Below are 26,263 nucleotides of genomic sequence, written 5' to 3' on the forward strand. Positions count from 1 at the left end.
AACCCCACCCGGCACTCGGAACGGCCTCACCAGCCCCGGCTCCTTCACCCGCAACACCACGAGCGCTACAAACTCCAGCACTAGCGCCCCTCCATACAGCACCAGGTCCATCGAGATCAGCCGCTCAAACGACATCTGCAGCGCCAGTGCCCACGCCACCGAACACACCACCACGCTCGCCCACGGCACCCCCGCCCTCGTCGTCCGTGTCAACACCCGCGGCAGCAATCCCTCCTCCGCCAGCGCATACGGCACCCGCGTATAACTCATCGTCAGCGCGTTGAACATCCCCGCCCCATTGATCATCCCTCCCAGCACCACGCACAGCGCCAGCCACGGCCCCACCAACTCCCTCGCCGCATCCGTCCACGCCCCCGTAGAAAACCTGTCCGGCGAAATCCCCGCCATCCCCGCCGCCGCCAGCGGCAACACATACGTCAACGCCACCAGCCCCGTCGCCGACAGCATCGCCCGCGGATAGTTCCTCTGCGGCTCCTCCACCTCCTGCGCCACCGTCGAAGCGTTATCCCAACCCATGTAGTTCCACAGCGCCACCGAGAGCGCCCCCGCGAGATCCCCTCCCGGCACCGCCGCCCCTAGCCCATGCAGCCCGCCGCCGCCATGCCTCGCCGTCCATCCCTTCCACAACCCCACCGCCGTCAGCACCACAAACGGCGACAGCAGCACGCAGAACAACGCCACCGACCCCTCCCCCACCGCCCTCGCGCCATACAGATTCCACGCCGCACACACCACCACCACCGCCAGCGCCCACAGCATCCCCCTGAACCCCGCCGTCCACGCCGGCTCAACCCTACCCAGGTACAGCACAAAGATCGTCGGATAGATCGCCATATCGAACACGCTCGCCGTCAGGCTCAGCCACGCCTCCTGAAACCCCCAGAACCCGCCCAGCGCCTGCCTCACCCAGCAGTAGTACCCGCCCTCCATCGGTATCGCCGACGCAAGCTCCCCCACCATCAGGCTCGTCGGCAGACTCCACACCACCGGCACCACCAGCAACAGCAGCAACGCCCTTCCATACCCCGCCTTGCCGATAATGTCTTCCAGCCCATACGGCCCACCCGACACCATAAAGTACGTCGCCGCAATCAGCGGCAGCAGCCGCATCTTCCCCCCGCGCCGCGACCCCACCCGGCCCGGCAACCCCTCCATCGTCGCAGTGTCTTTTATCTCGTCATCCTCGTTATCGTCAGAATCATCGTCAGGCGGTCCCGAACGTGCCGCATAACCCACGCACATTCGCACGTTTCCTGTTCAATTTATCCGATCTTGTCTTCCCACCCCAGCCTCAAGCTATAATTGCCTCAGCCGGGCATCGCCGAGAGGCAGATGCTCACCGCAACACAGACGGAGAGTTGGCCGAGTGGCTGAAGGCGGCGGTTTGCTAAACCGTTATAGGGCGAAAGCTCTATCGGGGGTTCGAATCCCCCATTCTCCGCCATAAGGCTAAGCTGTTCAACCGCATAGTCTGCGATCAACTTCTTATAACAAGACCTAAGAGTCGAACCGCTTCAATACTTCATTTACAAGACGGCTAACCAAAAATCTCGGCGCCCCATACTTCGCGTCTTTTGTGCGTTCCAGCCCCGAATTCAAGTAGTAAGCCTGTCCATAAATCCATCCCATTATTTGCGATAATGACTGTGACAACAAGAGCCGCTGCGTAAGCACCCGCGGCTCGCTCGCCTCCTGTTTAACTCGCCTCTTCGGCATTTAGCTTCACCCCACTCCCACACAGGATCTGACATATGCAGCTATGGACCGACTATGAAGGCGTCACCATCGACGGCGCTTTCCCCTTGAAAAAACTTCTGATGTCCGAGGGCCGCAGCGCGTTCTACACCACCGCCGGCCCAACGGGCGAGCCAACGGTGCTGCGCCTCATCGAGTGCCACTTCGACGAGGAGGAGATTCTTGCCCGTTGGCGTTGCGTGGATGCGTTGAACCATCCGAACTTCCTCAAGTTCGAGCGCTTCGGCCAGACTGAGCTAGATGGCAGCCCAGCCGTCTATGCGGTCCTCGAGAAGGTGGACGGGAATCTTGCCGAGGTCCTTGACCAGGGCCACCTGGCGCTCGAGGATATGGCTCAGCTGACATCCAGCCTGGTGGCGGCGCTCGATGTGCTGCACACCCATGGCTTCATTCACGAACACATCGAGCCGCGCAATATCTTTGCCTTGAGCAGCGTGGTCAAACTGCGCAGCGACTGCATCCGCGAAGCGCCGGAGGGAGAGGAAGGCCGCATCGCAAAGCAGCGCGACGTGCATGATCTCGCAACCGTGCTCGTCCAGGCACTTACTCAACGGGAATCGATCGAGGGTATCCCCGACTCCGCCATGCCTCCGCCGTTCGGCCAGATCATCCGTAACGGCCTCGCTGGCACATGGGGACTGGAGAACATAAAAGCCGCTCTCGTACGCCAGTTTGGTTCGAATCAACCTGTAGCGCAGAAACCGGAGAACGCGATTCCGGCAACGACAGCAGTGGTTGAGCAGAAGGCTCCGGCTGCTACCATCAAGTACTCTGTGCAGCCGGAGGCGCAGCTTCCGCTTCCTCTCCTCAGTGAGGACCGGAACGCGGAATACACCCGCACAACCGTCCGCCCAATCGCCAGCAAAGATATCTTGGGCGAAGATCAGAGCTTCTCACTGCGCTCCCGCTGGCTCGGCGTCGGTATCGTCGCTATTCTCCTGCTTGCCGCATGGTTCCTTGCGCACGAATGGAATGCGCATCGGGACAAAGCCACGCAGGCTGTTGCCATCTCACAACCAACTGCGCAATCGGCGAACCAGATCGCGACTAGCCCTGCGCCTGAGCCCGTCGCCGCGGATCCACCGCCTGCGAGCGTCCCCGCATCAGCTGGCTCCCGCGCTGGTTGGCGCGTGATCACCTTCACCTACAACCGCAGGACGGACGCGGAGAAGAAGGTCTCCGACCTGGCGCGGAGTCATCCTGAACTGGAGCCTGTGGTCTTCACGCCCAGCGGGCACGCTCCGTACCTGGTCTCCATCGGCGGGGTCATAGACCGCGACGCGGCCTATGCTCTTGTCCGCCGCTCACGTTCTCTGGGGCTACCGCACGACATGTACGCGCAGAACTACAGCCGCTAGCTAGCCGTTTCTTTGCGCAGTGCAGAGAGTACTCCGATCAACCCATATCTCGAAGTATGGCTTCTCGGACCTACGATCAAGAACCCGTCGGCCGTTTCCTGAGAAGCAGAAGCGATGTGATGTCCAAGAGGAATTATCTGATTCTCAAAAGCAGGAACAGATAACCATCAGCGGACGACGAGAGAGTGCATTACCAGCGCGATCGTCAAAGGCATCTTCGAGATCAGAAGTTTGATCTTGAGGATGCGATCAAGCCGGTCAGAGGGTACGGCAGAAAGCAACTCTCTACAGGTTTCAAAGTCCCGGTCCGCAAACAAGTAGTAGGAGGTGTTGATGCGGGCTGTGATCATTCGTTCAATGATTGCAGCTCTCTCCATCTCTCCAATGGAATGGTTTTCGAGAGCGTGACTGATGATCTCCAACTGCCCGAGAGCGTAGCCTATATCGCTGCCCGAGTAGTTACTCACATGATTTCTGATGCCGACGACCGGGTCCGTTATGGCGCCGATAGGAGGCTTGTGAACGCATCGAAGGGTGAGGTCGAGATACTCAGACGGATTTTTGCCGAAGACTTCATTGGCTCCCCCGCAGGAATCGTACAGGGCCTTGGTCATCACAACGCTGGACGGGACGATCGGTTGGAACTTGAGGAGCTTGCTGTAGAGAGAGAACTCGGCGATAAGATTTTTTCCGATAGGGGTAAAGTCGTCAAAGAAGCCGCCGCGTGCAGCATCGAACTTGGTCTCTATCGACCAGTATCCACTGTTTACAGTTGAGAAATTCGTGAAGGAGAACTTCAGATCAGGGCGCAGTAGATGTAGTTCCATCTGCTGTAACAGCTTGTCAGGTCGCCACAAGTCGTCATGGTCGCAGAAGGCAACGAACTTGAATTGAGCAAGTGCAACAGCTTGATTGCGAGCGGCGGAGATGCCTTCGTTTTGCCTGTAGTGATACTTCACTCCGCCACCCATGCGGGCTACTGCCTCGCAGGTGTCGTCCGTGGAGCCGTAATCGAGGATAATCACTTCGGCAGGCGCAAACTTCTGCGAGAGGATGGAATCTATAGTCTCGAGCAGAAGCTCCGACCCGTTGTAGGTCGGAACAAGCACACTGACAGGCGCACGACTACTATTAGCAGCAAAGGATGTAGGCATTGGGATTGCTCTCGCAAGATTCTCTGAGTGGTTGTGGGTTGAGGTTTAATGCTCATAGTGCAGCAGGTTTGGATCAGGATAGGGATAGGACCAATACTCTTCCCTAAAGATTCCAGATGCAAACGAATAAGTCGCTTAGGCGACATTATTAAGTTGCACGTTGTCCGCAATATTTTGCGACATAAGAAAATACTATTCATTGCTGCACACCCGAAAGAGCCGTTCTGCTCGAGTTTTCTGGGCACCGGTTTCCGGGAGCAGGGAGTCATGTACTCCACTTGGGGAAATGTTGACTTCAAGAGTAAGGTAATCTCGGTTCGGTCAAAGTCGGAGATGGGGGCTTCCGAATCAAAAGGTAAGTAAGAGTGGTCGGTTCGGCATAGCTACCACCTTTTGGGGATGGAAAGTAGCTGACTGGTTCTAATTCAATGCGACATTCTCATAATATTTTACCGGTCAGCGGGAATAAGACAGGCCCGCCTATACTAGACGTCTGTACTAAATACTAAAGGCACCCACAAAAGGAACTTCTCTTAGGGAAAAGATTTGCGGTGGAGACGAAAGATTGACCTTGCATGTGTCGGCTTAGTGCTCTCATTAGCCTTGAACGCGCACGGCATGAAGACAACAGATTCAGAACCTCTCCTGCGCAACGAGGTTCTCTCTACCTGGACAACCGAACAAGGTTTGCCGCAGAACTTCGTGACAGCACTGGCGCAGACACCCGATGGTTTTCTATGGGTTGGAACACTCAACGGCTTAGCACGGTTTGATGGTGTACATTTCAGGTCCTTCGAGAAGGACGGGCCGCCGGAGTTACAGGAAAAAATACTCAAGCTAGTGCGTGACAACGATGGCGGGATCTGGATCGCCAGTATCACGGGACTCTTTCACTACACCCACAATCGGTTTGTCACGATCGGTATTCCTGGCAATTCGCATGCTCTGATCCAAGCGCTTGCGCGTGCTGGTGATGGAGGCGTCTGGATCGTATCTGACAATGTACTTATGCGAACGCGAGGCGATGCACTGGAGGATGTACCTCTGCCATCCAATACTCATGCGGTGCGTGACCTCTTCGAAAGCAAAGACGGAACACTTTGGATCACTGATAGTGAACACATTGTTGCTGTACAAGCTAATCATTCAGTAATTCGCTACGACCACCCCGGTATCCAACTTCTGTTCGGAGACGCCTCGGGCAAGATGTATGCGGGCGATGGCCATAAGCTGTTTCGCTTTGATGGCGGGGACTTCAAACTGATCCCGCACCCTGGACTTGGCAACTTCGTCGATCTGATGGTCGATCATCGCGGAGCACTTTGGATGGCGAGTGGGGGATTACATGGACTCAGCCGCAGATATGACGATCAGACCGAGGTGATGACCGCTGCTGACGGGTTGGCCAGCGATGACGTACGAGTTCTTCTGGAAGATCGCAATCATGATGTGTGGATCGGAACGATCGCCGGACTCCAGAGATTTCATCATGGGATCTTCACAAGTTACCGTGTCAGCAATGGTCCTGGCGGGCGGAGCCAGACAGACGCAATCTTTGAGCAGAGAGACGGCGGGGTCTGGGCTGGAACATTGGAGGGTGGTGTCGCTGAGTTCAAGGACGGTCGAAGAACACTCTACGGACGTGCGCAAGGACTTCCCACCGGTCAAATTCGCGGTTTCGCAGAACATGGAGCCACCCCCGCGATTGCAATCTCCGACTACGGCATCTTCGAGCGAAGCGGATCCAGGTTCGCCAAAATACCGTCCATCCCTCATGGGTACGTCAATACTCCCGTAGCAACGTCCGATGGAAGTCTCTGGTTCAGCGTTTTGCATCACGGACTTTTTCGTCTGAAGGATCGAAGGCTATCGAGCATTGACGTGGGGCAGCCGAAAACAGATAGTTCCATCTGGTATCTCGCGGCCGATCAACAGGGAGAGCTTTGGGTGGGAACAGACACGCAGCTCGAACGATGGGCCGGGGAACGATTTGAGCACGTGGTCAACACACCGCATCCCATTCTCAGCGCTGCATGGCCCGGACACGGTTTGGCAGTAGCAACAATGCGCGGCTTGATGTTATGGCCCGATCAAGATTCTGTACGGAAGAATCTGCGCGCAGGGAGAATCCTTACACAGGCCCAGGGTCTGCCGGGTAGTTTCGTGCTCGACGTTGTGTCAGATGCAGAGGAAAATCTCTGGGTCGTCACTCCACGGAGCATTGCGTGCGTGAGCCGCAAACAGTGGATGGCGTTCGCTGAAGGGAAGCTTGACCATGTCGTCCCCGAGACATTTGATCAGGCCGACGGCCTTAAAAGCAATGAGGTACTTCCTCTCAATCAGGTGACAGCGATTCGATCCCGCGATGGACGCATCTGGTTTGCTACGGTGGACGGAATCGCCGTGGTGAACCCACACCCGCCAGACCCGATCGCGCAAGCGGTGCTCGACTACATCCAAGTCGATGATCAACATCTTGGCGCGGATGTGACTACGATCTCTCCGGGACTTCATCGCATCACTTTTGCCTACACTGCACCTTCCGATAGTGCTCCCGAACAAATTCGATTTCGTTATCAACTTGCGGGATGGGACCGGCAGTGGATCGATGCCGGTACAGAACGTGCTGTCTCCTACACTGGTCTGCCGCCCGGCCGTTATACATTTCGGGTCGTTGCCACGAATCGTGAAGGCGTGTCGAACGGAGTGGCCGCCACTGCTGCACTCCAGCTGCAACCGTTCTTCTGGCAGACAGGATGGTTTAGGGCATTGCTAGCTCTTGGCCTGGTGGGCATCGCGGTTGAGGTAACGCGGAGAAGAACGCGGCTCCGGGCAGAGCGCCTCAGCCTTCGCTTTCAAGAGCGAGCTGCGGAGCGCGAACGCATCGCTTACCAGATCCACGACACCGTCATTCAGGACATGATCGGGGTTGCGTTTCAGCTCGAGTTGCTGGGCTTTCAACTGAACGATCAGCCAGAGACAGCTACCATGTCACTCAGCACGCTGGCCGATCGGGTGCGTGGAAGCATAGCGCGCAATCGCAATATGGTTTCTAATCTGCATTCGACCGCTGTGGCGGAGTACAGCCTCGTCGATGTCTTACAACATGCAGAAGCTGAGTTCAGACTCAGCGAGCTTCCTGACTTTGAATTGACGACCGCAGGAAAGCCTCGTCCGATCGATCCTCTTGTTCGTGACGAGGTGTACCGCATCTGTCGAGAAGCTCTATCCAACGCCTTCCGACACGGTTACGCAAAACACGTCGAGGTAAAGATCATTTTTTCTCCAGATTCTTTCGAGGTTATTGTTGTAGACGATGGCGAGGGCATCGACGAAGTCACGCAACGTCAAGGAAGAGAAGGTCACTTTGGACTGCGAGGCATGCACGCTCATGCAAAACGCATTGGCGCTACCCTTACGATTGACAGTAAGCTGGGCCAGGGAACAAAAGTCACGTTGCAGGTAAGAACAACGAAGTCAGCATGGAAACGTTGGCGTCTGGGTCGAAGGTCACAAGAGGAGAACAGTTCTGGAGACGAATCCGCTCGCTGAAGCTGTAAGGCCGATCGAGGTGCTGATCGTTGACGACCATCCCATGGTGCGCGAGGGGCTGGCAGGTGTGCTTGCACGCCATCAGATGAAGATCGTCGGTCTTGCCGCCAATGGCCGTCAGGCGATTGAGATGTACCTGGCGCTCCTGCCCGATGTCATGCTGCTTGATCTTCGTCTTCCTGACCAGAGCGGTTTTGACGTTGTACGTACTATCCTGAAGAGCCATCCGGACGGTCGCATCATCATTCTCAGCTCCGCGCAGGGCGATGCTTCGATTTATACGGCGATCAGCCTGGGCGTGAAGGGATATCTGCTCAAGGGTATTGATGGCGCAACACTGGCCGAACAGGTCCGCCACGTGGTCGCCGGTGGTCGATCTCTTTCGCCCGAAACAGCAGAGAAGCTGACCCATTACATCACATCAGGAAAGCTGAGCGATCGAGAGGTCGAAGTGTTGGGTCTGATCTCGCAGGGGAAAAGCAATAAGGAGATCGCGGACCTGCTCTTTGTGACCGACAACACGGTTAAGATGCACGTCAAGAAGATCCTACTCAAGTTGCATGCGAACGATCGAACACAAGCGGTGGTGATCGCGATCCAGCGGGGGCTGCTCGACGCGTAGGCCGCAGCGTGAAGCTACCCTTTTGGGTAGTTTCAAAATTATCATTTGCATTTTTCCGCTCGCTCGAATCTGGCGCTAATCTTTCATCAGATTTTCTCCAACAACCAAACTGTTTTGTGCTGAACCAGCACAGACCGATTCCTTTGCGGCGTCCTCTCCGAACGGGTTCGTCGCTGCAACCTCGTCGCAGGCAAACCCTGGATTTGTTCCATCGAGGCCGATTACATGAAGTGTTGTCATTTAAGGAATAAGTTCGTTCGCACTTTTTACTTTCTAGCGGTAGCGGCTCTGCCGATACCTTCCGCTCTTGCACAGAGCGCAACCGCGGCGAAGCTGTTGGTGACTTCGCCCGTTGTCGAAACGCAGACAGTAACCCTGGCAGGCAATGTCCGGGTTGAGGCAAACGCACAGAACGATCGCGGCGCGGTAGCGGATGGGTTGAAGCTGAACCATATGCTGCTGCAGTTGAAGCGTCCGGAAGATCGGCAGACAGCGTTGAACGAGCGAATTCAGGCGATGCACGAGTCGAGCAATCCTGTATTTCATCACTGGCTGACAGCGAAGGAGTATGGCGAGCAGTATGGGCCGAATACCGCCGATATCGCGGCTGTGACGAAGTGGCTGAAGGGAAGTGGTCTTCAGGTGAACCGGGTGTCGGACAGCGGTATGGTAATCGACTTCTCGGGAACGGCCGCGCAGGTAAACTCTGCGTTCAAGGCAGAGATGCATACGCTTGATGTTTCGGGTGTGAAGCACCTCTCCAACATGCAGAATCCGCAGATACCTGCCGCGCTGGCGAATGTGGTGATTGGAGTATCTTCGCTGAACGACTTCCGTCCTAAGGCGGCCAACAAAGGGATCAGCTCGGCGCGGATTGATGGTGCATCCAAGGCGGTTGTAGCAAGGACAGTGGCGACCAATGGTGTGAAGTCCGACTACACGGCGGACAGCGCGACGCAACTAGTCGTGCCGGATGACCTGCACACAATCTACAACTTCGAACCGGTCTACAAGAACGGGATTACTGGCAAGGGACAGACGGTCGCTGTGATCGAGGACACCGATGTGTATTCGACAGGTGACTGGTATACCTTCCGTGGCGTGTTCGGCCTGGCCAAGTACACCAAGGGCACGTTCACTCAGATTCATCCAGGTGGATGCACGGATCCGGGCGATGTGATTGGCAACGATGGCGAAGCCATTCTGGATGCCGAGTATGCGAGCGCGGCGGCCCCGAACGCGGCGATTGTGCTGGCTTCGTGCGCGGACACCGAGACTACGTTCGGAGGATTGATTGCGCTCCAGACGTTGATCGACCAGGATCTGCCGCCATCTATCGTCAGCATCAGCTATGGCGAGTGTGAGGCAGGGCTGGGTCAGGCAGGCAATGCGAGCTTCAACGAGGCTTATGAACAGGCAGCGGCAGAGGGTGTGTCGGTGTTTGTCTCCTCTGGAGACGAGGGCGCGGCCAGCTGCGATGCGGGTGGGGACTTTGCCATGACCGGGATTACGACGAGCGGATTTGCGACGACACCATATAACGTTGCAGTCGGCGGCACGGACTTCAGCGATACATACTCCGGAACGGTGTCTCAGTACTGGAAGAAAAACAATAGCGCAACGTTCGGATCGGCGAAGTCTTACATTCCTGAGATTCCGTGGAACGACTCGTGTGCGAGTACGCTAATCACCAACGTCGAGGGATACAACGTGCCTTATGGGGCGAACGGGTTCTGCAACTCGCCCTTGGCAGAGGAGTACTTCGAGACGGTGGTGAGTGGCAGTGGTGGGCCTAGCAACTGCGCCTATGGACATCCTGTGCTCTTCTATCCGCATCCTGAAAACGGCGGGACATGCGAGGGGTATGCGAAGCCAAACTATCAGGCTGGTGCGTTCGGTAACCCGAGCGATGGCGTGAGAGATATTCCGGATATCTCGCTGTTTGCGGCCAATGGCGTGTGGGGTCACTACTACGCGTTCTGCTATAGCCAGCCTGCTGCCGGAACAGGCGGTGCGCCGTGTACTGGTGACCCGGTGAATTGGTCGGGAGCGGGAGGCACATCGTTTGCCGCGCCTATCGTGGCTGGGATTCAAGCGCTGGTGAACCAATCGACGGGAACCCCGCAGGGGAATCCGAACTATGTGTACTACGCGTTGGCAAAGCAGGAATATGGCGGGACGGGGAACAACTCGTGCAACTCGTCCCTGGGTACGGGAACGGACGGCTCATGTACCTTCTATGACGTGACGCAGGGAGACAACGATGTGAACTGCATCTGGTATAACTACCGCTCGTATAACTGCTACAGGCCATCGGGCAACTTCGGCGCATTGTCGGTCTCGGGCACGGAGTACGAGAAGGCTTACAACTCGAAGCAGGGATGGGATTTCGCAACGGGTATCGGTACGCTGAACGTGAATAACCTGGTGACGAACTGGAACAAAGCGTTCCAGTAAGTTTTCGAGGTGTTTGAGATCACGGGGGCAGGCATTCTTACGAGTGCCTGCCCTTTTATTTCGGTGCCGAGATAACCGGAACGCTCCCTCGGATCTCTTTAGTTGGATAATCGGGGTCGCGGATGACGGCGTCAGAGTCAATAACTTCGTCGAACGCCTTGCTGGTTCTCATCCAATGATCTGCGATCCAAAACGATGAAGTTGTCTACTTGTCGATGGCGACGAGCCGCGTATGGTTGGTATGCGTCAACATCCAGCGTACTCATGTCATGAACTGCGCCTCGCGATCTGCAAAAGTGTGACCTAAGTGTCACTTCGAAGTTTGCCAAGCCAGCATCTGTATGCGGCAGGAAACTTGCTTCCTGCCGCGCTTGATCTAATAAGCTGTCGGAGCTTATTAGGGGCGTTTTACTGCTCATTGCAGATCGGCTTTCACTTAGTATCGGGTGCGAAGGAGACGCCTCGGAGTACCTCGGCGAAGTCGGCCCTGCGAACGATAGTGAATTTTTCCTTTGCCGCTTTAGTGGTTTCGGTGTTGACCAAGGAGTCAGTGATGGTGACAAGGCGGTTGGGGTCGGCACCGGTGTCTCCATTGCCACTGACCGTTGAGGTGATGGCATAGAGGGTGACGGAACCGCCGGCAACCGTTCCAGTGATGTTACGGACACCGTCCGTTGCCGGAGACCAGGGGAGGTTCGTGGCGGGATTATTGCCGGTGGGATACTTGTTGATCGTGTAAGGTGTGCCGAGGCCTAGATCGGTTTGGAGCGTATAGGCGAGGCTCCAGGATTGAGTAGAGTTATTGAAGATCCACTTCTGGATGCCGGCTGTGGTTTGGGCTGCAGCGTGAGTATAGAGGTCGGAGCCACCAGTGTAGCCATCGCCTTCGTCAGCGACGTAGAGCGTTTCCGCATTAGCGAAGAATAAGCCAAAGGGAGCAGCAGGAGCAGTTGCAGTCTTCGCAAGGACGGTGGGGAATCCTGCGAGGATGCACATGTTGTTCGGCAAACCGGTGGTCTGTAACTTCGACGGATCGTAAGTCAGAGCAGAGATGGGCAGTGGGGCACCAACGGCGGGGATGCCTACGCCCGTAGGGCACGCGGTTCCGGTCGTGTCGACGAAGTAGACAGTGTTGACACCATTACTGCCGCTGCCTTTAGTGAAATAGACGACGTCATTGAAGATGGTGAGGCCCCGGTAGTTGTCATCTTTGCCGATCTTATCGGCTTTATCCCCAAGCTCTGTCACAGAAAAGCTGGAGAGTGGAGTAGGTGCCATTACATTCTGGAAGCTCTCAGGCGCGGTCGATGGCGTAATCAACTGTGCGCCTGCACCGAGGACGACGCCATTGGGTTGAGGATTGGAACCATTGCCAGCGTTGCCTGCCGCATAGAACATATCAGCACCATAGGAGTTATTGAGGATCGCAGCGCGCCCATTGTTGCCACTGTAGGCATCGGTCTCAGTAAAGGTAAACTTGCCGACGTGATTGACCGTTGCTACGGCGCGATAATAGCTGCTCCCCACAGGGTTGGTCGGATCGACAGCGCCCGGCGTGTTCGAGTTAGAAACGTCAATGGTGTCAACAGGAGCAACATAGCCCATGAGGGTAAGAAATTTGTGATCTGTAGAAAGGTTAAGGGCAATCTCAGACTTGGAGCTAAAGCTCGTGACGAGCTGGTTGCTCTCGGAACGAATCTTCTTGAACGAGCTATTGGGAACTTCGAGGCTATCGAGTAGGAAGCCAGAGGGTGTAATTTGATCGAGGTAGATCGCCGAGGTGATACCAAAGGACGGATCAGGAATGACGTTATTGAAGACTTCGGGATACTTGCCATTATTGGTCGCGGCAACGCAGGGTCCCACAGTTTCGGCGCAATTGGTAGGCAGGAGAGCACCGACTTTCACATTCTTGGCATCATTGTCATAAACACTTCGACTGACAACGAGGTTGCCAGGGTAGAAATACATGCCGGCGTTAAGGCCTTGCTCCTGAGCAACCGCAGGAAGGCTGACGGAGACGGCGACAAGAGAGAGACCGGCGAAACCTTTTACAAAAGAGTGCCAGGAACGATTCATCTTCGAATAGATAATTTGCATGATTTCTCCGATTGAATTTTGTTGCCGACACGAGAAGAACAATATGCCGGGTATGTTGGATTCGAGCCTTTCAACGAACGGCCGTGCCAACGGATGAATTGATTAGCACGGCCACGTTGATCGCTTATCTACCGTTTGCCTGTATATCCGAAGGTAAATGTGACCATAACGCTACGCCCTGGCGTTTGCGTCAACTGATCTCCGCCATTGATAGTCGTGGCAGCAAGATAGGGCGAGGCTGTACCGTCAGCTAGTATTGTCGGCACAGGATTTCCTGCAGGGATTACCCCAACTACATCATGAACATTCAGCAAATTATTAAAACTCAATCCGATCTTGCTGTTATTGAAACGAGAACCGTTCTTGATCGTGTAGTTCAGAAACAGATTTACTGTATTGAACGCATCGGTGTAGATCTGGTTGTGATACTGGCCGTTGTCGTTCCACTGCGGACCAATGCGCTTTTCAAATATTCCCGCATCAATATTCTTTTCCTGATAAGTCAACCCGAAGCCCTCTGTATTAGCCGGAGTATTCGTCACCCATAGGCCGGAAGGTACTCCTGTGCCGGTATAGGTTGCGCTGCCCACCGTCCCATTGCCATACAGGCTAAGACCATGACCGAAATAAACGTTGGTCTCGAGTTCGATGCCCTTGGTGATCGAATCAGGACCTAGGAAATAGACAGTGTCATCGCCGTTCGTGGGAGTGAAAGAGCTGTATGCATTCTGAAATTTGATAAAGTAAGCGTCTCCGTCAAAGGTGATCCGCTTCAACTTCAAGACGGTTCCGGCCTGGTAAGTCGACACACCTGTCGGCTTTGGCAAATTCGCAACACTGCCATCTGTCACATCGAAGACGCTGGTTGGAGGGATGATGCTGCCCTTCGAGAACTGAGCGTAGACCGACCAGTTATCCTTAATGCGATAGTTCGCATCGGCAGAGGGAAGATACGATTTATAACCTGCAGTGTTGGTGATGAACGGCGCGCCGCCAAGGTTACCGACTACTTTGCCGTCATCAGCAAACTGCGTGAAGCTCTGGTTGTAATAGGCGTATTTGAGACCGCCGGTTATAGTGAGTTTTCTGGTTGCATGGTACTCGTATTCAGCGAACGGCTGATAGATATTGGTGTAGTACCGCTCATGGAAGTTAGGCAGTGTCTGATCGATGTTTGTGAGCGGATCGGAAGGAAACTGGAAACGATTGGTCGTTGACCAGTTGTACCAAAGGCCCGCGCGGAAGACGCCATACTTGGAGGTCTGACTGATGGTGCTAGTCTCACCATATTGGCGGTAGCTATTGAGCTTGTCGACCCCACAGGGAAGTCTCCCATTGACCTGTGTCGCACAAAATCCGTTTGGGGTATCTGCTGTAGGTGTATCTGTAATCGATGTGATTGAGCCAACCTCAGTAAAGTTCTGATGGTTGTAATAACTGTAGGTATAGGGCTTCACGTCCAAAAGCCAACCGTGGCTAAACTGCGACTTGAGGCCGACGTACTCAAAGTCTGTAGGAACGTGGTTGAGGTTGTAGTGGTAGTTCGAAGGGTCGCCGGGAATATTATTTAGCAGGTAGTTATATCCGAACTGGGCGATCTGAGCACGCGTTGGCAGATTAGCATCGGGGGTGTTGGCATCGAGGATGACGACGCCGCTGAAGCCAGTCAGTAAAGTCTTATCGGAGAACTGATATTGAACCTTAATGTCTCCGGCGTCGCGCGTTTGGTAGTTGAATGTCTGGAAGCCATCCGAAGTCATCCTATGCACGTCGAGAGAGAGGCTGGTCTTATGATTGGCACCGATGCTTCCAGAGTCGTACTGGCCATCCAGCAAAAGAGTATTGAATGATCCATAAGAGACGGAGCCTCGTACTGCATGTTGTGACGGCACGTCCTTGGACAATAGATTGACCGATCCTCCGAATGGAGTGGGTCCAATGGTTGAAGCTGACCCAGGACTGCGGTCGAAGTCTACTCCGCCAATCCATGGCCCAGGAAAGAAGGCCCAGGAATGGTGACTAGGCGTATTGGTATCCTGAAAGGGAATGCCATCCCAAGTGATGTCATACTCACCATCCTGAAAGCCGCGGAAGGAAGTAGTAGCCTGGCCAAGACCAACTCCGTTGGTGTTGATAGTAAAGGTGCCGGGTACGATCTGAATGATCTCCGTGTAGTCGCTGAGTGGGGACGTGAACTTTTGGATATATTCAGAGCTGATCTCGGAACGTGCGGAGCGTGCATTCAGCAGAGGCTGAACCGGCGAAAGTTGCGATGCGATGGAGTCAGAGTCTGCTGCTTCGACGGTGACCTGCTCCGATACATTTCCGACGCTCAGTTTCATTGGCAGGTCTTGGGGCTGACCTGCCGCCAGTTGAACCCCCGATCGGCTGGTAATAGCGAAGCCTGGCGCTGAGAGTTCCACCGTATATCTACCGGGAACCATATTGGGAGCGGAAAAGTGTCCCTGCGTGTCGACGGTGACTTTACGAACACTATGAGTCGATTCGTTGATCACGGTGACTGTAGCGTTCTGAACGATGTTCCCTTGTGGGTCCAGAACCGTTCCCGTGAGAGTCGCGTCCGTTATCTGTTGTGCCCGTAGTGGAATGTGGCCGGCAACCAGAAACATGACACATACACATAATAACAAACGCCAGTAGCTTATACGATGCGTTATCAAACGTTCCTCCATAGACTTACAGCAATAACTTGCAGTCCCGAAAACTTAGCTACATAGTGTGAACTCGGCGTTACATTCCGTCGATGTTTTCCGCAAGCAAGTCATGAGTAGTAAAAGAAGTTAGGCGCAGCGCATCCGCGGCGCGTTCTATGCGCAGAGAAAAGCATTGATTTCATTGACTATTTGACTTTTTAGGATTTATTTTTAGTTGTTCTTGGCCACAGCTGCCACTTAGTCAAAAGAGTCGCATTTCTCTTCGACCTCTTCAGTTTTCCTTAAGCCACTTATCAGGTTTTCTTAAGCTAAAAACTACTAATTTGGTAGGTAAGAGGAACTAATGGTTCGGTTTCTCTCAAACCAGCGGTGCCAATTAATAATTTCGGTAAGGTATCTACATACTTCCCCTCTCAAGCCTTAAGGTGAGCTTAAGCTTCATCGAGTAGTCTTAAATATGGCTGTTGGATGCTCTCAGTCCTATTATGAATCTTACGTGAGCATGGACGAGTCAACAGGGCGTTGAAAAGAACAATGCATTCGAGGTACGTGCCCGGCTAAGGACTAACGAACGAACTGCTTGTCAATTGCCGCGCCGGTGACGCGCTCGAATTCCTTCCAGGAGCAAGGGACGCCCTCTTCAGCACGGCTGCATTGTGGAATAAACACTGTAGCTCTCGCGGGGGGCTCTGCGAGTGATACTGGCGACGCTCTCCGCATCTGCGCTGGTGTCTGCACTGTGTAGTAGATGCGCACATCATCCTCTTTTCCAGGTCTCTGCCACAGCTCGAAGACCAATGCACCGCCCGGAGCGGCATCGTCGCGTTGGTAGCCAGCGATAAGCCAATGTGCGTCGAGCAATGCAGCCACATTCGAAATGTTCGTATCATGTCCCACTAGGAACACGATCTTTTGTTGCGGCGACGCGATAGCTCCGGCAACTGTTTTGTTATCTCGCGCCTGTTCCAGTGTGCGCACTATGTGAAACAGAAGATTTGACGCCTGTATCCGAGCGATATACGGTGTACGCTGCACTAGCTCCGAACTCGCCGCATGCAGCGCCATCAGCGAATGAACCTTCGCCTCATCGATCCGTCCCCAGCCTACCTCCGCATCCGGCATGCCGTCCAGATACTCGAGTTGAAAGTTTTCAGCGAAAGTTGCGGCTGTGCTCAGCGGTCCCTTGAGCTCCGCCACATGGTCTCCTGAGCCCGAGTTAAGAGACGGTTGTATCTTCAGCAGAAACTTCTTGCCGTCCACAGCACATCCAGCTTCAAAGCATCCCGATAGTACCTGCTGCATCACTTGCAAAGGCATCTTATACGCAGGCAGCAACGCCGCAGCATCACCACCTATGTGTCCAGCCACAGCGAAGAGCCCAAATTGTACATCCTGCTTTCCCAGCTTTGCTGCCCCATGAAAAAGCACATCCTGTGTTCCCCTCTCCAGCGAATGAATGATGGTTCCACATCCGGGTAGCAGACCTTGCGAGAGGCTATGCGCCGTATCTATAGTCCTGTTATCCGTATCTCCGCCTATATATACGGCTCCTGCGTCAGAGCATCCATCCGCCGAGAGCAGTCCCCGATCAGCAAACCATGCGCGGTAGTAGGTTCCAAACTGCGTCATAAGTATCTTTCCATGCGGCGTAAGCTCACCTGGCTCTACCTCCCACTTGGGCCAGGGATCCCGCGAGTATTCATTCAACCGATCATTAGTCCAAGTTGGCGAACGGACTCCGTGCCGAGTCAGTACAAGGACGAACTTCAGCCGCTCCTCCCCTACCTGCGATTTCGTTTGGGCTCTCGCTGCAGGCACGCCGATGCATCCCAAAAAGACCGTCAGCGCAAAAAACATCCAGTATGATCTCATTTCAAATTTTGCCCCTTTCCTGTTTCTGCACCTGCTTTCATCTGCTCACTTTGCTCCGGTCCGGTAAACGTCGATCTCTGACGGTGTGCTTGTGCCCGGCACTCCGATATACATCACACTTTGTGAAGGAACAAGTAGCCCGGTCTTCGACCCGACCGCAGTATGAGTAACTCCGAGAGCCTGTAACTTCCCAGTGGATGAGACCGCGAAGCTGTCTACCGCACCCGACCCGGTTACGAGATAGGCGCGATGTGTCTTCGCCTCGTAGAACAGATCATCTGCACCCGCATCTGCTGGAGCGGATCCAACTTCCTTGCCCGTCTTTCCATTCAGTACTAAGAGTTTCGCGGGTGTCCGGCATCCCACCAATAAAAGGTCATTCGGTCCGTCGTACGCCAGCGGTGTATTGCCCTTTGCGTTCGCCAACGTCCACGTCTTCATCTTAAGGTGTGTGCTACCGTCGATCACTACCACCTGTCCGGTATCGCTCACATTCACAAAAATCCGATTTCCTCCCGGAGCCAGTTCAAGCGCCTCGGGATGAGCGTCCATCGGCAGTTGCGTCAGCACCGAGAGTCTCTTCGCATCCACAACCGCTATCGACGCTGGATTCGCTGAATTTGTGCCCCCGTGACCAACATAGAGCATCTCGCTCTGGGCGTCGTACACCATGTCATCGGCGTCCTCTGACAGCTTGATACTCTTTAGGAGCTTCAACGGCTCTCCTTCGAATACCGTGAGCTCTGCCTTCTCCCCATCAGCCACAAAGAGCCTTCCTGTTGCAGCCACCCAAACCAGTCCGTGCGGTTTGCCCATCCCCGTGAGACTCTGAGTGACCTTTCCACTCGCGAGGTCAATTACCTCAACCGACTTGTTTCCTGTTGCGGCCGCAAAGAGACGATTGCTGGCCTCGTCGATTGCAAAGTGATCAAACTTCCCCTTTACGCTGGGCAACAAAATCTTTCGCTCCAGTACAAGTGGCGCATCCGTTTGTATCGAAGCGAAAGAGGAACTCAATGAGCAACACATTATGGCAACCAAAACTATCTTCATATATCCTTCCGGCACGTCGCTGCGATTGCGCACGGCGAGTCTTGTTCAACAAACAATTGTTGTGCTTGTAACAGCATCACGTCCGATGCTGATTAACCTGCGCTCTGGTTCACTGTCGCGATCCCAGCAGCTATTCGTGATGCATCGTCCAGCGAACGCCTCCCGAGTACGTAGGCTTGTAGTACTCTCGCTGGACCATGTACTGAGTGCTGCCGTTATAGAAACCGAAGACTTCGTTGTTCATGTTTTCGCCCACAGCCACCGCGGTGAATCCCTTGCCGATGTAATACGTCGCTTGGGCGTCGACCTGAGTATGCGAATAAAAGTAGTTGTCCCCAAATGGGCCCTTCACTCCGAAGCTCACAGCAGCTGGTCCCGAGTCCTGGTACTGGTATGCAAAAATGTTCGAGCCATTGTGCGAGATACCCATCGTCACCAGCGCACGCTTCGTTGCATAGGATGGGCCTATGTTCCAAGAGAAGGGCGCTTGCCCCACAAGCGCGGGATTGTCCGACCGATTCGTGAGGTTGTAGTTCTTTGAAGCCGTGTAGGTAAAGTTCGTGTTGATTCGGAGGCCACCGAGCACGCCCGGGAGGTGGTTCAGATGCTGTTGATATGCGATCTCCAGGCCCTGCACATAAGCGTGATCGCCATTCACCTCCTGCTGCACAAGATCACCAGCATATGCCTGCGATAACGGCGAGCCCGCTGCTGGAATGATTGTCTGTTGCGCGAAGATCGGCCGCGTGATCTGCTTATAAAAGTATCCGCCCTGCAATATGCCCACCGACGGGAGATAGCGCTCGTACAGTAGGTCATAGTCATTCGCGTGCTCTGCCACCAGACCCGTATTTCCTATCCCGATGGTGTATGGCGTCGTCGATTGATCCTCCGTAATGTAAGGCACCAGCTGGTATGGATCAGGTCGAGAGATTCCACGTCCATAGACCGCCCGAATGTTCGAGCTATCGCCAATCCTGTATCGCAGCTGAACGCTCGGCAGAGGATTCACATACGACCCGCTCCCATGCTGCGGCGTAGTCGAAACATAGTTCCCATTCACATCGTTCACCACAAGGTATCCGGTATTGCTGGTCACTGTTCCTTCAATACGCAGCCCCGTCTGAAGGTGGAATCGCCCAAACTCAATCGTATTCATGATGTAACCAGCCGACACGCGCTCCTGCAGGTTATAGTTCGCAGCGTCCGACTGAAGGTGTGTCGTGCCCTCATCGAGTGTGAAGTTGCCCGGATTCGCTGCAAGGTCGCCGGTGATCGATGCGAAGTTCGTCACCGGACCCAATGGATAACTCCCACCATAAAAATGATTATTCGTAAACGAACCTAGATAGTTGCTCATCAAGGTGCCGTTGTTGGAGTCATACTCCGGCGCAAAAGCGTTCTGCCCCTTATGCTCATTCCGGAACTGGCCACCGAACTCGAGCGTTGAAGCATGTGTGCCCAGGTGATAGTTGATCCCCATCGCCGCGCTCGCCTGCAGGTTCAGCTGTGACGCCTGGCCGCTGGTCAGATCGATTGTGTCCAACTTATAGTTCGTCGGATTCAGCGCTGGATCGCCCGCAACCGCGCACGTATACTGCGGCCTGTACTGGCTCACCGTAGCCGATGCAGAGTACGCGCAGTCGTTCGTCGCCGAAGACCCTTTGAACGCCGCTCCCGGATTACCCGCAGCTCCGCCAAATCGCGAGTGCGCCGCCGCAATCTGATATCGGAGAAACGAGTGTTCAAAGACATGGTTGCCGCCAATCGCTAAGTCCGCAACCTGAAGATTCGGCCTGCGAACGCTGGTGTGATACGACGCCTTCGATCCAGCCGACAGTTGATACGCGTACTTCTGTCCGTAGTCTCTGAAGTTCGAAAATAGCCCGTGTACGAACAGGTCAGAGGCTGGACCAAGCTTGTAGTCCGCGGCGCCTGCAAAGCCAAAGCGCGTTCGGTCATACAGATATTGCTGAAGGTACAGAGCATCGAACGTCTTCGCACCATTGCCATCCAGGTCCGGCACTGGCTCTACATCGTCGATTCCGCGCCCGTTATAGTCGTAGCTGTATCCCAGCTCAAGACCGAACTTCTTCTGCCCCGCATCAACTCGTGGCCCAAATCGAAAGCCCGCCGACGAATTGATCGTGAAGGTCTTACGCCCATCGGCAATCGGTGTATATCCATCCAGTCCCGAGATGGAAAGCGTTGGTTCATCCTCAGTCGCCTGCTTGATCCGCAGATCCACTGAGCCGCCAATAGCATCCCCGTCCTGGTTCGCAGACAGTGTCTTGTTGATGGCCACTGATCCCACGAGATCCGCCGGAATCGTATCTAAATCTACTTGGCGCACCTGCGGATCAGGTCCCGGTACGATCACGCCGTCGATCGTCGTATTGCTCAACCTGGGCTCTGTTCCGCGAATCTGCACATACTGACCCTCGCCCTCGTTGCGTTGCAGCGTCACGCCTGGAAGCCGTCCCACAGCATCTGCGACGTTTGCATTCGGCAGCGACTGGATCTGCGTATCCGTCATCACATTCAGAATGTTCTCCGAGGTTCTCTGCTCATTGATAGCCGCCGCATCGCCCGCCATGTTCGCCAGAACCTCTACCTGCTGGCTACTCGGACCGACTGTCAACATCGTATTCAGCACTGCGGTTTGTCCGGCATTCACGACTACGGTCGACACCGAATTGGCAAATCCAATATATGTAACTGTCACGGTATAAGTACCCGGCTTCAGATTCGGAACCGAGAAGTCTCCTGCCGCATCCGACACCGCTCGCGTCGTCGTTGGCTGCAGCACAATCTGTGCTCCCGGCAGCACAGATCCCGTAGCATCCTTCACCGTTCCACTGATAGAGCCGTTGCCAGCGTTGCCTTTATCGCTCTCCACAGCACGCGCTGAGAGCGAGAAAGAAATCACAAAGAGGAGAAAGGTCAACGTCGCTGACTTCATATGCATAGTTCTCCATAGGCCTCCACCTCTACCGAGTATGGGGCTCGCGTTACAGTCTCAGGTTGATGACTTGTCGCAAGCTTCCTCCACTGACGTAAACGCTCGTTCACGAAGCAATGAATAATTCCTAAGGTTGGAATTCATACTCCTGTCCATGTGCGCATGAAAAGACGATGAATCTTCCGCGAAATCACTGGAACTCTAGACTGCAGGTCGGTGCCTCCGCGTACACTCTCGATAAACCGGAGCGACCTTGCGTCTCGCGTATCCGGCTCTTCTTCTCAAAAATGACAGCCACAAATAAACTGCGGATTCTTATCATTGAAGACGATCCACGAATGCTCGAACTACTCTGCAAGGGGCTGCGTGAAGAGGGCCACACCACCGTCCCTGCGCCTGACGGGGATACCGGCCTCGACCTCGCGCTTCGTCATGACTTCGATGCCATCCTCCTCGATCTTGGCCTACCCGGCCGCGACGGCATCGACATCGCACTTACCCTTCGCGCGGAGAATAAACGCGCCTTCATCCTCATGGTCACCGCACGGGACGCTGAAGATGACGTCATCCGCGGTCTGGACTCTGGAGCCGACCACTACCTCGTCAAACCCTTCTCCTTCGCCGAGATGCTCGCCCGTCTTAAGGGACTCACCCGCGCCACCCCCCGATCCGCTCCGAGCTCTTCCCTTGCATTAGACCCCGTTCGTCTCACGGTACGTCGCGGCAATAAAGTCATCAACCTCACCCGCAGCGAGTATCTCCTCTTCTCCGCGCTTCACCGGCGTACCGGCGAGACCGTCATCCGCCAAACTCTCATTGAGTCCATCTGGGGTTCCGATCCAATCAGCCCCAACGCCCTTGACGTCCTCGTCAACTCGCTGCGCACAAAGTTCGATGCGCCATACGAACATAAGTCCATTCTCACCGTTCGCGGCGTAGGCTACTCTCTCCAGCCTGACCCCGCACCATCAACCGACGACATCTCCGTTTCACTCCAGGAGCTGATCCGGTGAAGCCCCTCCCCATCCGTCTTCGACTCGCTGTCTGGTACTTCGCCCTCTTTGCTACCGGCGCGCTCCTCCTCAGCCTCACCAGTTGGTGGATGCTTCGACACACTATCGAAACGACACTCCGGCAAGATCTCCAGGAGAGAGTCGACGATATACGCATCCAGTTGCAGCACCTCGGCCCGCATCCTTCCGGGGATCAGGCCCAATACGCATTCGACGCGATCTATCGCTTCCGCGACGATGGCAAATGGCTACAGATTCTCGACCAGAACGGTCACTGGATCTATCGCTCTCCACGCATGGTCACCCTAAATGCTCATCTCGCGCCGCCACCAGCCCTCCCTTCCGCCGGCTTGGTCGACACGATCCATCAAGCGAACCGGCCCATCCGCACACTCTCTCTGCCAATCAGCGTCAACGGCTCTGCCTATTCGGTCGAGACTGGCATCTCTATCAACAAGCCACTCATCTTGCTTCATGATTTCGGTCTCGGGCTTCTCTTCCTCACACCCGCTGTCGTCATCTCCGCTGCTGCTGCAGGACATCTCATCAGCCGGAAGGCTCTCGTACCGGTCAGCCTCATTACTTCCGAGGCGCGTCGAATCAGCGATCGCAATCTCGACAGCCGACTCCCTGTCTCAGCCGCCGATGACGAACTCTCCCAGCTATCTACCACTCTCAACAATATGCTCGCACGCATCGACGCGGGCTTCCGCAGTGTGCGCGATTTCACTGCGAACGCCTCCCATGAGCTCCGCACCCCACTCACACGCCTCCGCACCGAGATCGAGGTTGCCCTGCTTCGCCCACGCGCTGCAAGTGAGTACCGTGACTCCCTGGAGCATCTTCACCAGGTCACTCTCGACATGTCCACTCTTATCGACAGCCTCCTTGCCATCGCCCGCTCGGACGCGGGCACCGAAGTGCTATCTATCGCTGAGCTTGACTTGAGATCGCTCCTAGACGTAATCACTGAAGAGTGGACACCGATCGCGAATCGTTTATCCATCCAGTTTCAAATCGTCGACCCTCCCTCACTCGAAACTCCTCTCATCATTCTCGGCGACCGCCTCTCCCTCCTCCGGCTGATGCGCATCTTCCTCGACAACTCCTTCAAGTTCACCTCGCGCGGTGGCACTGTCACCATCGCGATCACGCCCGGCAAACAACATGTTATTTTGGCTGTTCAAGACAATGGTCCCGGCATCGCGCAGGAGCATCACGCTGCTATCTTTAACCGCTTCTTCCGTGTTCGCGGGGATACCAGCCGTCAGCGCGTCGGCGCAGGCCTCGGCCTCAACCTTGCCTCTTGGATTGCCGAGCAACACAATACGGTCATTACCCTCGAAAGCTCACTTGGGCAAGGCGCAAGCTTCCAGATCTCGCTGCCTCTCGTTCGTCAGTCCACCCACACCATCACGCCCAGGAGCACGATCTATTCATCTCTTGGCGGCTGATGTTCGCACCGACTCAATTGATATCTCTCAACAAGTCTCCCGCTCGACTGTAATCTCTTGTTCACAATAAAGAACAAAACGGGCTGTACCTTAAAGATAGTTGCCTATGAACGTACTGGTCATCGAAGATGATAAGCGGATTGCGAGCCTTGTCGAACGTGCGCTGCGAGAAGACGGCCATAAGGTCACCCTCGCTCACGAAGGCCAGGAGGGTGCTGACCGGCTGCTCGCTGGGCAATTCGACGCAGCTCTCTTGGACATTCTGCTTCCCGGCATCGACGGATTCCAAGTCTTGCATCAAATCCGCACAAAACGCTGCAAGACACCTGTGCTCGTCCTCACCGCGGTGGACGCCGTCCCAAAGATCCTGCATGCGTTTGATCTCGGTGCTGACGACTACCTTGTAAAGCCTTTCATCCTCGAGATCTTGCTTGCACGCGTAAGCGCGATCGCACGGAGAATCGCCAGGCCCGAGCCGGTCATCGTCAGTGTCGGCGACCTCACGCTCAACCCGAGCCGCCGTCTCGCAACTCGTCACGGAAGAGACATTCCCCTCACGCGAAAGCAGTTCGAACTTCTGAATCTGCTGATGGAGCGCCGAGGTCTAATCACCTCCCGCGAGCAACTCATCGAAGCCGGATGGGGACATACCTCCGAAGTAAAAGAGAACACACTCGACGTCTATATCCATGGTCTGAGAGCAAAGCTCGAGAGTTCGTCCGATAAAGGCCGACCACTCATCCGAACCATCCACGGCGCAGGTTACCTGTTCGAGGCGAACTAACTGCATGCACGCCCTTTCTGTCCGTGCGAAGTTGATGTTCTTCTACTTTCTGGTCACCTTTACCGGCCTTCTCCTATTCGGACTCCTGAGCTTCGGTGTGCTGCAATACACGCTGCTACAAGCGAAGAAGACCCACCTCAAGGGCAGAGAAGACCGCCTCATTAGCCTGCTCGAGGAAAATAAAGCAAGCGCCGCCCCGCTCAGCCTTGAAGATGAACTTAAGAACTACGCACTCGTCACCCACGAGGGAAACCTCTTCGACATTCACAACCTCGATGGCAGCCCAATCTTCCCATCCAAAAGCATAGGCCGAAACTGGCCTCTTCCGAAGTCGGAAGACTGTGCTCACCCAGTCTTCCGTTCCGTCGTCCTCGATCCACAGCCGGCCATGATGATGTGTCATATCATTCTGCTCGATGGCCGGCCAGTGCGTCTTCACATCGGTGGTTCTCTCGATGAGGAAGTCGACATCCTGAAGAAGTACCGTGACGCTCTTCTGCTCCTGTTGCCCGGCCTGCTCATCCTGTCGTCCATCAGCGGCTATCTCCTCAGTGGGCATGCTCTGAGGCCCGTCGGTCGCATGACTCGCGCGGCCCTGGGAATAGGAATCGGCAACTTGTCGGAGAGGCTCCCGGTCCCACCGGCAAAGGACGAGATACAGCAGCTTGCCATCGCCTGGAACCAGCTGCTTGCCAGACTCGACGCCGCCGTCTCGCGCCTAAGCCAGTTCTCCGCGGACGCCTCCCACGATCTTAGAACCTCCATCACCGTCATCCTCGCAACCGCGCAACTCTCACTTCACAGGCGCCGCTCCGAGGAGGAGTATCGGGAGGACCTCGACAAAATCGTCACTGAGTGCCGTACCGCCTCAACCTTGCTCGACGCACTTCTAGCTCTTGCCCAAAGCGATAACTTCATTCACGAGGTAGCCTTCCGGGAGATCAATCTCTGCGAGCTTCTCGTAAGCGGATGCCGACGCGTCGAAGACCTCGCCGAGTCCAGCGGCATCATGCTCGACTGGCATCTGCCCGCCGAATCCGCTTACATCCAGGGCGATGAACTTCTCCTCCAGCGCCTTCTCGGTATCCTCCTCGACAACGCAATCCGATACACCCCGGCACATGGCGAGATACGCGCAGAGGTCACCGTCGTAGGCGACAATGCAATTGTAACCGTGCGTGATACAGGTGTCGGCATGTCCGAGGACGTACGCCAGCATGTCTTCGAACGCTTCTATCAAGCCGATCTTCGAGAGAGAAAATCACAGGCTGGCAGCGGTCTTGGCCTATCCATCGGAAGGTGGATCGCAGATGCTCATGGCGCCGATCTCACCGTGGAGAGTGCCCCAGGCAGAGGCTCCGCCTTTCGAATCCGCTTTCCGGCAACATCGGAGATCCACCTCGCAACAACGGTTCATGCGTCGCGATGAGC

At 55.2% G+C, this 26,263-nt stretch carries 15 protein-coding genes and 1 tRNA gene; 9 read left to right on the plus strand and 7 right to left on the minus strand.

The features are described from left to right. Positions 1 to 1,263 (minus strand): APC family permease (locus GSQ82_RS16735; protein WP_371417221.1); only part of this gene is annotated, 1,263 nt, incomplete at its 3' end. Between the two features lie 110 nt (positions 1,264 to 1,373). On the opposite strand from GSQ82_RS16735, the gene GSQ82_RS16740 reads away from it, so the two are divergent. Both GSQ82_RS16740 and GSQ82_RS16745 read left to right on the plus strand, forming a co-directional pair. Further along, positions 1,374 to 1,465, plus strand: a tRNA-Ser gene (locus GSQ82_RS16740). Positions 1,466 to 1,772: 307 nt separating this feature from the next. Further along, entirely contained in the window at positions 1,773 to 3,134 is a 1,362-nt protein-coding gene (locus GSQ82_RS16745; RefSeq protein WP_158793320.1) for a hypothetical protein, read from the plus strand. Between the two features lie 167 nt (positions 3,135 to 3,301). On the opposite strand, the gene GSQ82_RS16750 is transcribed toward GSQ82_RS16745, so the two are convergent. Then, complete coding sequence (locus GSQ82_RS16750; RefSeq protein ID WP_158793321.1) at positions 3,302 to 4,288, minus strand: glycosyltransferase family 2 protein; 987 nt, start codon at positions 4,286 to 4,288, stop codon at positions 3,302 to 3,304. A 618-nt stretch (positions 4,289 to 4,906) separates the two neighbouring features. On the opposite strand from GSQ82_RS16750, the gene GSQ82_RS16755 reads away from it, so the two are divergent. From GSQ82_RS16755 to GSQ82_RS16765, 3 genes are all read left to right on the plus strand, one after another. Beyond that, entirely contained in the window at positions 4,907 to 7,840 is a 2,934-nt protein-coding gene (locus GSQ82_RS16755) for a sensor histidine kinase (protein ID WP_158793322.1), read from the plus strand. A 19-nt stretch (positions 7,841 to 7,859) separates the two neighbouring features. Further along, on the plus strand, positions 7,860 to 8,462 hold the full coding sequence (locus tag GSQ82_RS16760; protein WP_254061695.1) for a response regulator transcription factor: 603 nt from the start codon (positions 7,860 to 7,862) through the stop codon (positions 8,460 to 8,462). Positions 8,463 to 8,801: 339 nt separating this feature from the next. Further along, complete coding sequence (locus tag GSQ82_RS16765) at positions 8,802 to 10,919, plus strand: protease pro-enzyme activation domain-containing protein (protein ID WP_158793323.1); 2,118 nt, start codon at positions 8,802 to 8,804, stop codon at positions 10,917 to 10,919. A gap of 432 nt (positions 10,920 to 11,351) precedes the next feature. On the opposite strand, the gene GSQ82_RS16770 is transcribed toward GSQ82_RS16765, so the two are convergent. The 5 genes from GSQ82_RS16770 to GSQ82_RS16790 all read right to left on the minus strand — a co-directional run bounded on the left by GSQ82_RS16770 (position 11,352) and on the right by GSQ82_RS16790 (position 21,581). Next, complete coding sequence (locus GSQ82_RS16770; protein WP_216847103.1) at positions 11,352 to 13,019, minus strand: hypothetical protein; 1,668 nt, start codon at positions 13,017 to 13,019, stop codon at positions 11,352 to 11,354. Between the two features lie 128 nt (positions 13,020 to 13,147). Then, entirely contained in the window at positions 13,148 to 15,649 is a 2,502-nt protein-coding gene (locus GSQ82_RS16775; protein ID WP_158793324.1) for a TonB-dependent receptor, read from the minus strand. 609 nt (positions 15,650 to 16,258) lie between these two features. Next, complete coding sequence (locus GSQ82_RS16780) at positions 16,259 to 17,566, minus strand: histidine-type phosphatase (RefSeq protein WP_371417222.1); 1,308 nt, start codon at positions 17,564 to 17,566, stop codon at positions 16,259 to 16,261. A 45-nt stretch (positions 17,567 to 17,611) separates the two neighbouring features. Further along, positions 17,612 to 18,520 (minus strand): YncE family protein, encoded by a 909-nt coding sequence (locus GSQ82_RS16785; protein WP_158793326.1) that lies wholly within the window; start codon positions 18,518 to 18,520, stop codon positions 17,612 to 17,614. Between the two features lie 229 nt (positions 18,521 to 18,749). Beyond that, positions 18,750 to 21,581 (minus strand): TonB-dependent receptor, encoded by a 2,832-nt coding sequence (locus GSQ82_RS16790; RefSeq protein ID WP_158793327.1) that lies wholly within the window; start codon positions 21,579 to 21,581, stop codon positions 18,750 to 18,752. Between the two features lie 287 nt (positions 21,582 to 21,868). Here GSQ82_RS16790 and GSQ82_RS16795 point away from each other — a divergent pair, with 287 nt between their 5' ends. From GSQ82_RS16795 to GSQ82_RS16810, 4 genes are all read left to right on the plus strand, one after another. Then, positions 21,869 to 22,594, plus strand: a complete 726-nt coding sequence (locus tag GSQ82_RS16795; protein WP_256370094.1) for a response regulator transcription factor — start codon at positions 21,869 to 21,871, stop codon at positions 22,592 to 22,594. Then, a complete protein-coding gene (locus GSQ82_RS16800; RefSeq protein ID WP_158793329.1) occupies positions 22,591 to 24,048 on the plus strand; it encodes a cell wall metabolism sensor histidine kinase WalK in 1,458 nt (485 codons plus the stop codon). Before GSQ82_RS16795 ends, GSQ82_RS16800 begins: the two co-directional genes overlap by 4 nt. Positions 24,049 to 24,154: 106 nt before the next feature. Beyond that, entirely contained in the window at positions 24,155 to 24,832 is a 678-nt protein-coding gene (locus tag GSQ82_RS16805; RefSeq protein WP_158793330.1) for a response regulator transcription factor, read from the plus strand. Positions 24,833 to 24,836: 4 nt separating this feature from the next. After that, on the plus strand, positions 24,837 to 26,261 hold the full coding sequence (locus GSQ82_RS16810; protein ID WP_158793331.1) for a HAMP domain-containing sensor histidine kinase: 1,425 nt from the start codon (positions 24,837 to 24,839) through the stop codon (positions 26,259 to 26,261). Positions 26,262 to 26,263: the final 2 nt, after the last annotated feature.

The organism is Granulicella sp. L60 (assembly GCF_009765825.1).
GTDB lineage: Bacteria > Acidobacteriota > Terriglobia > Terriglobales > Acidobacteriaceae > Edaphobacter.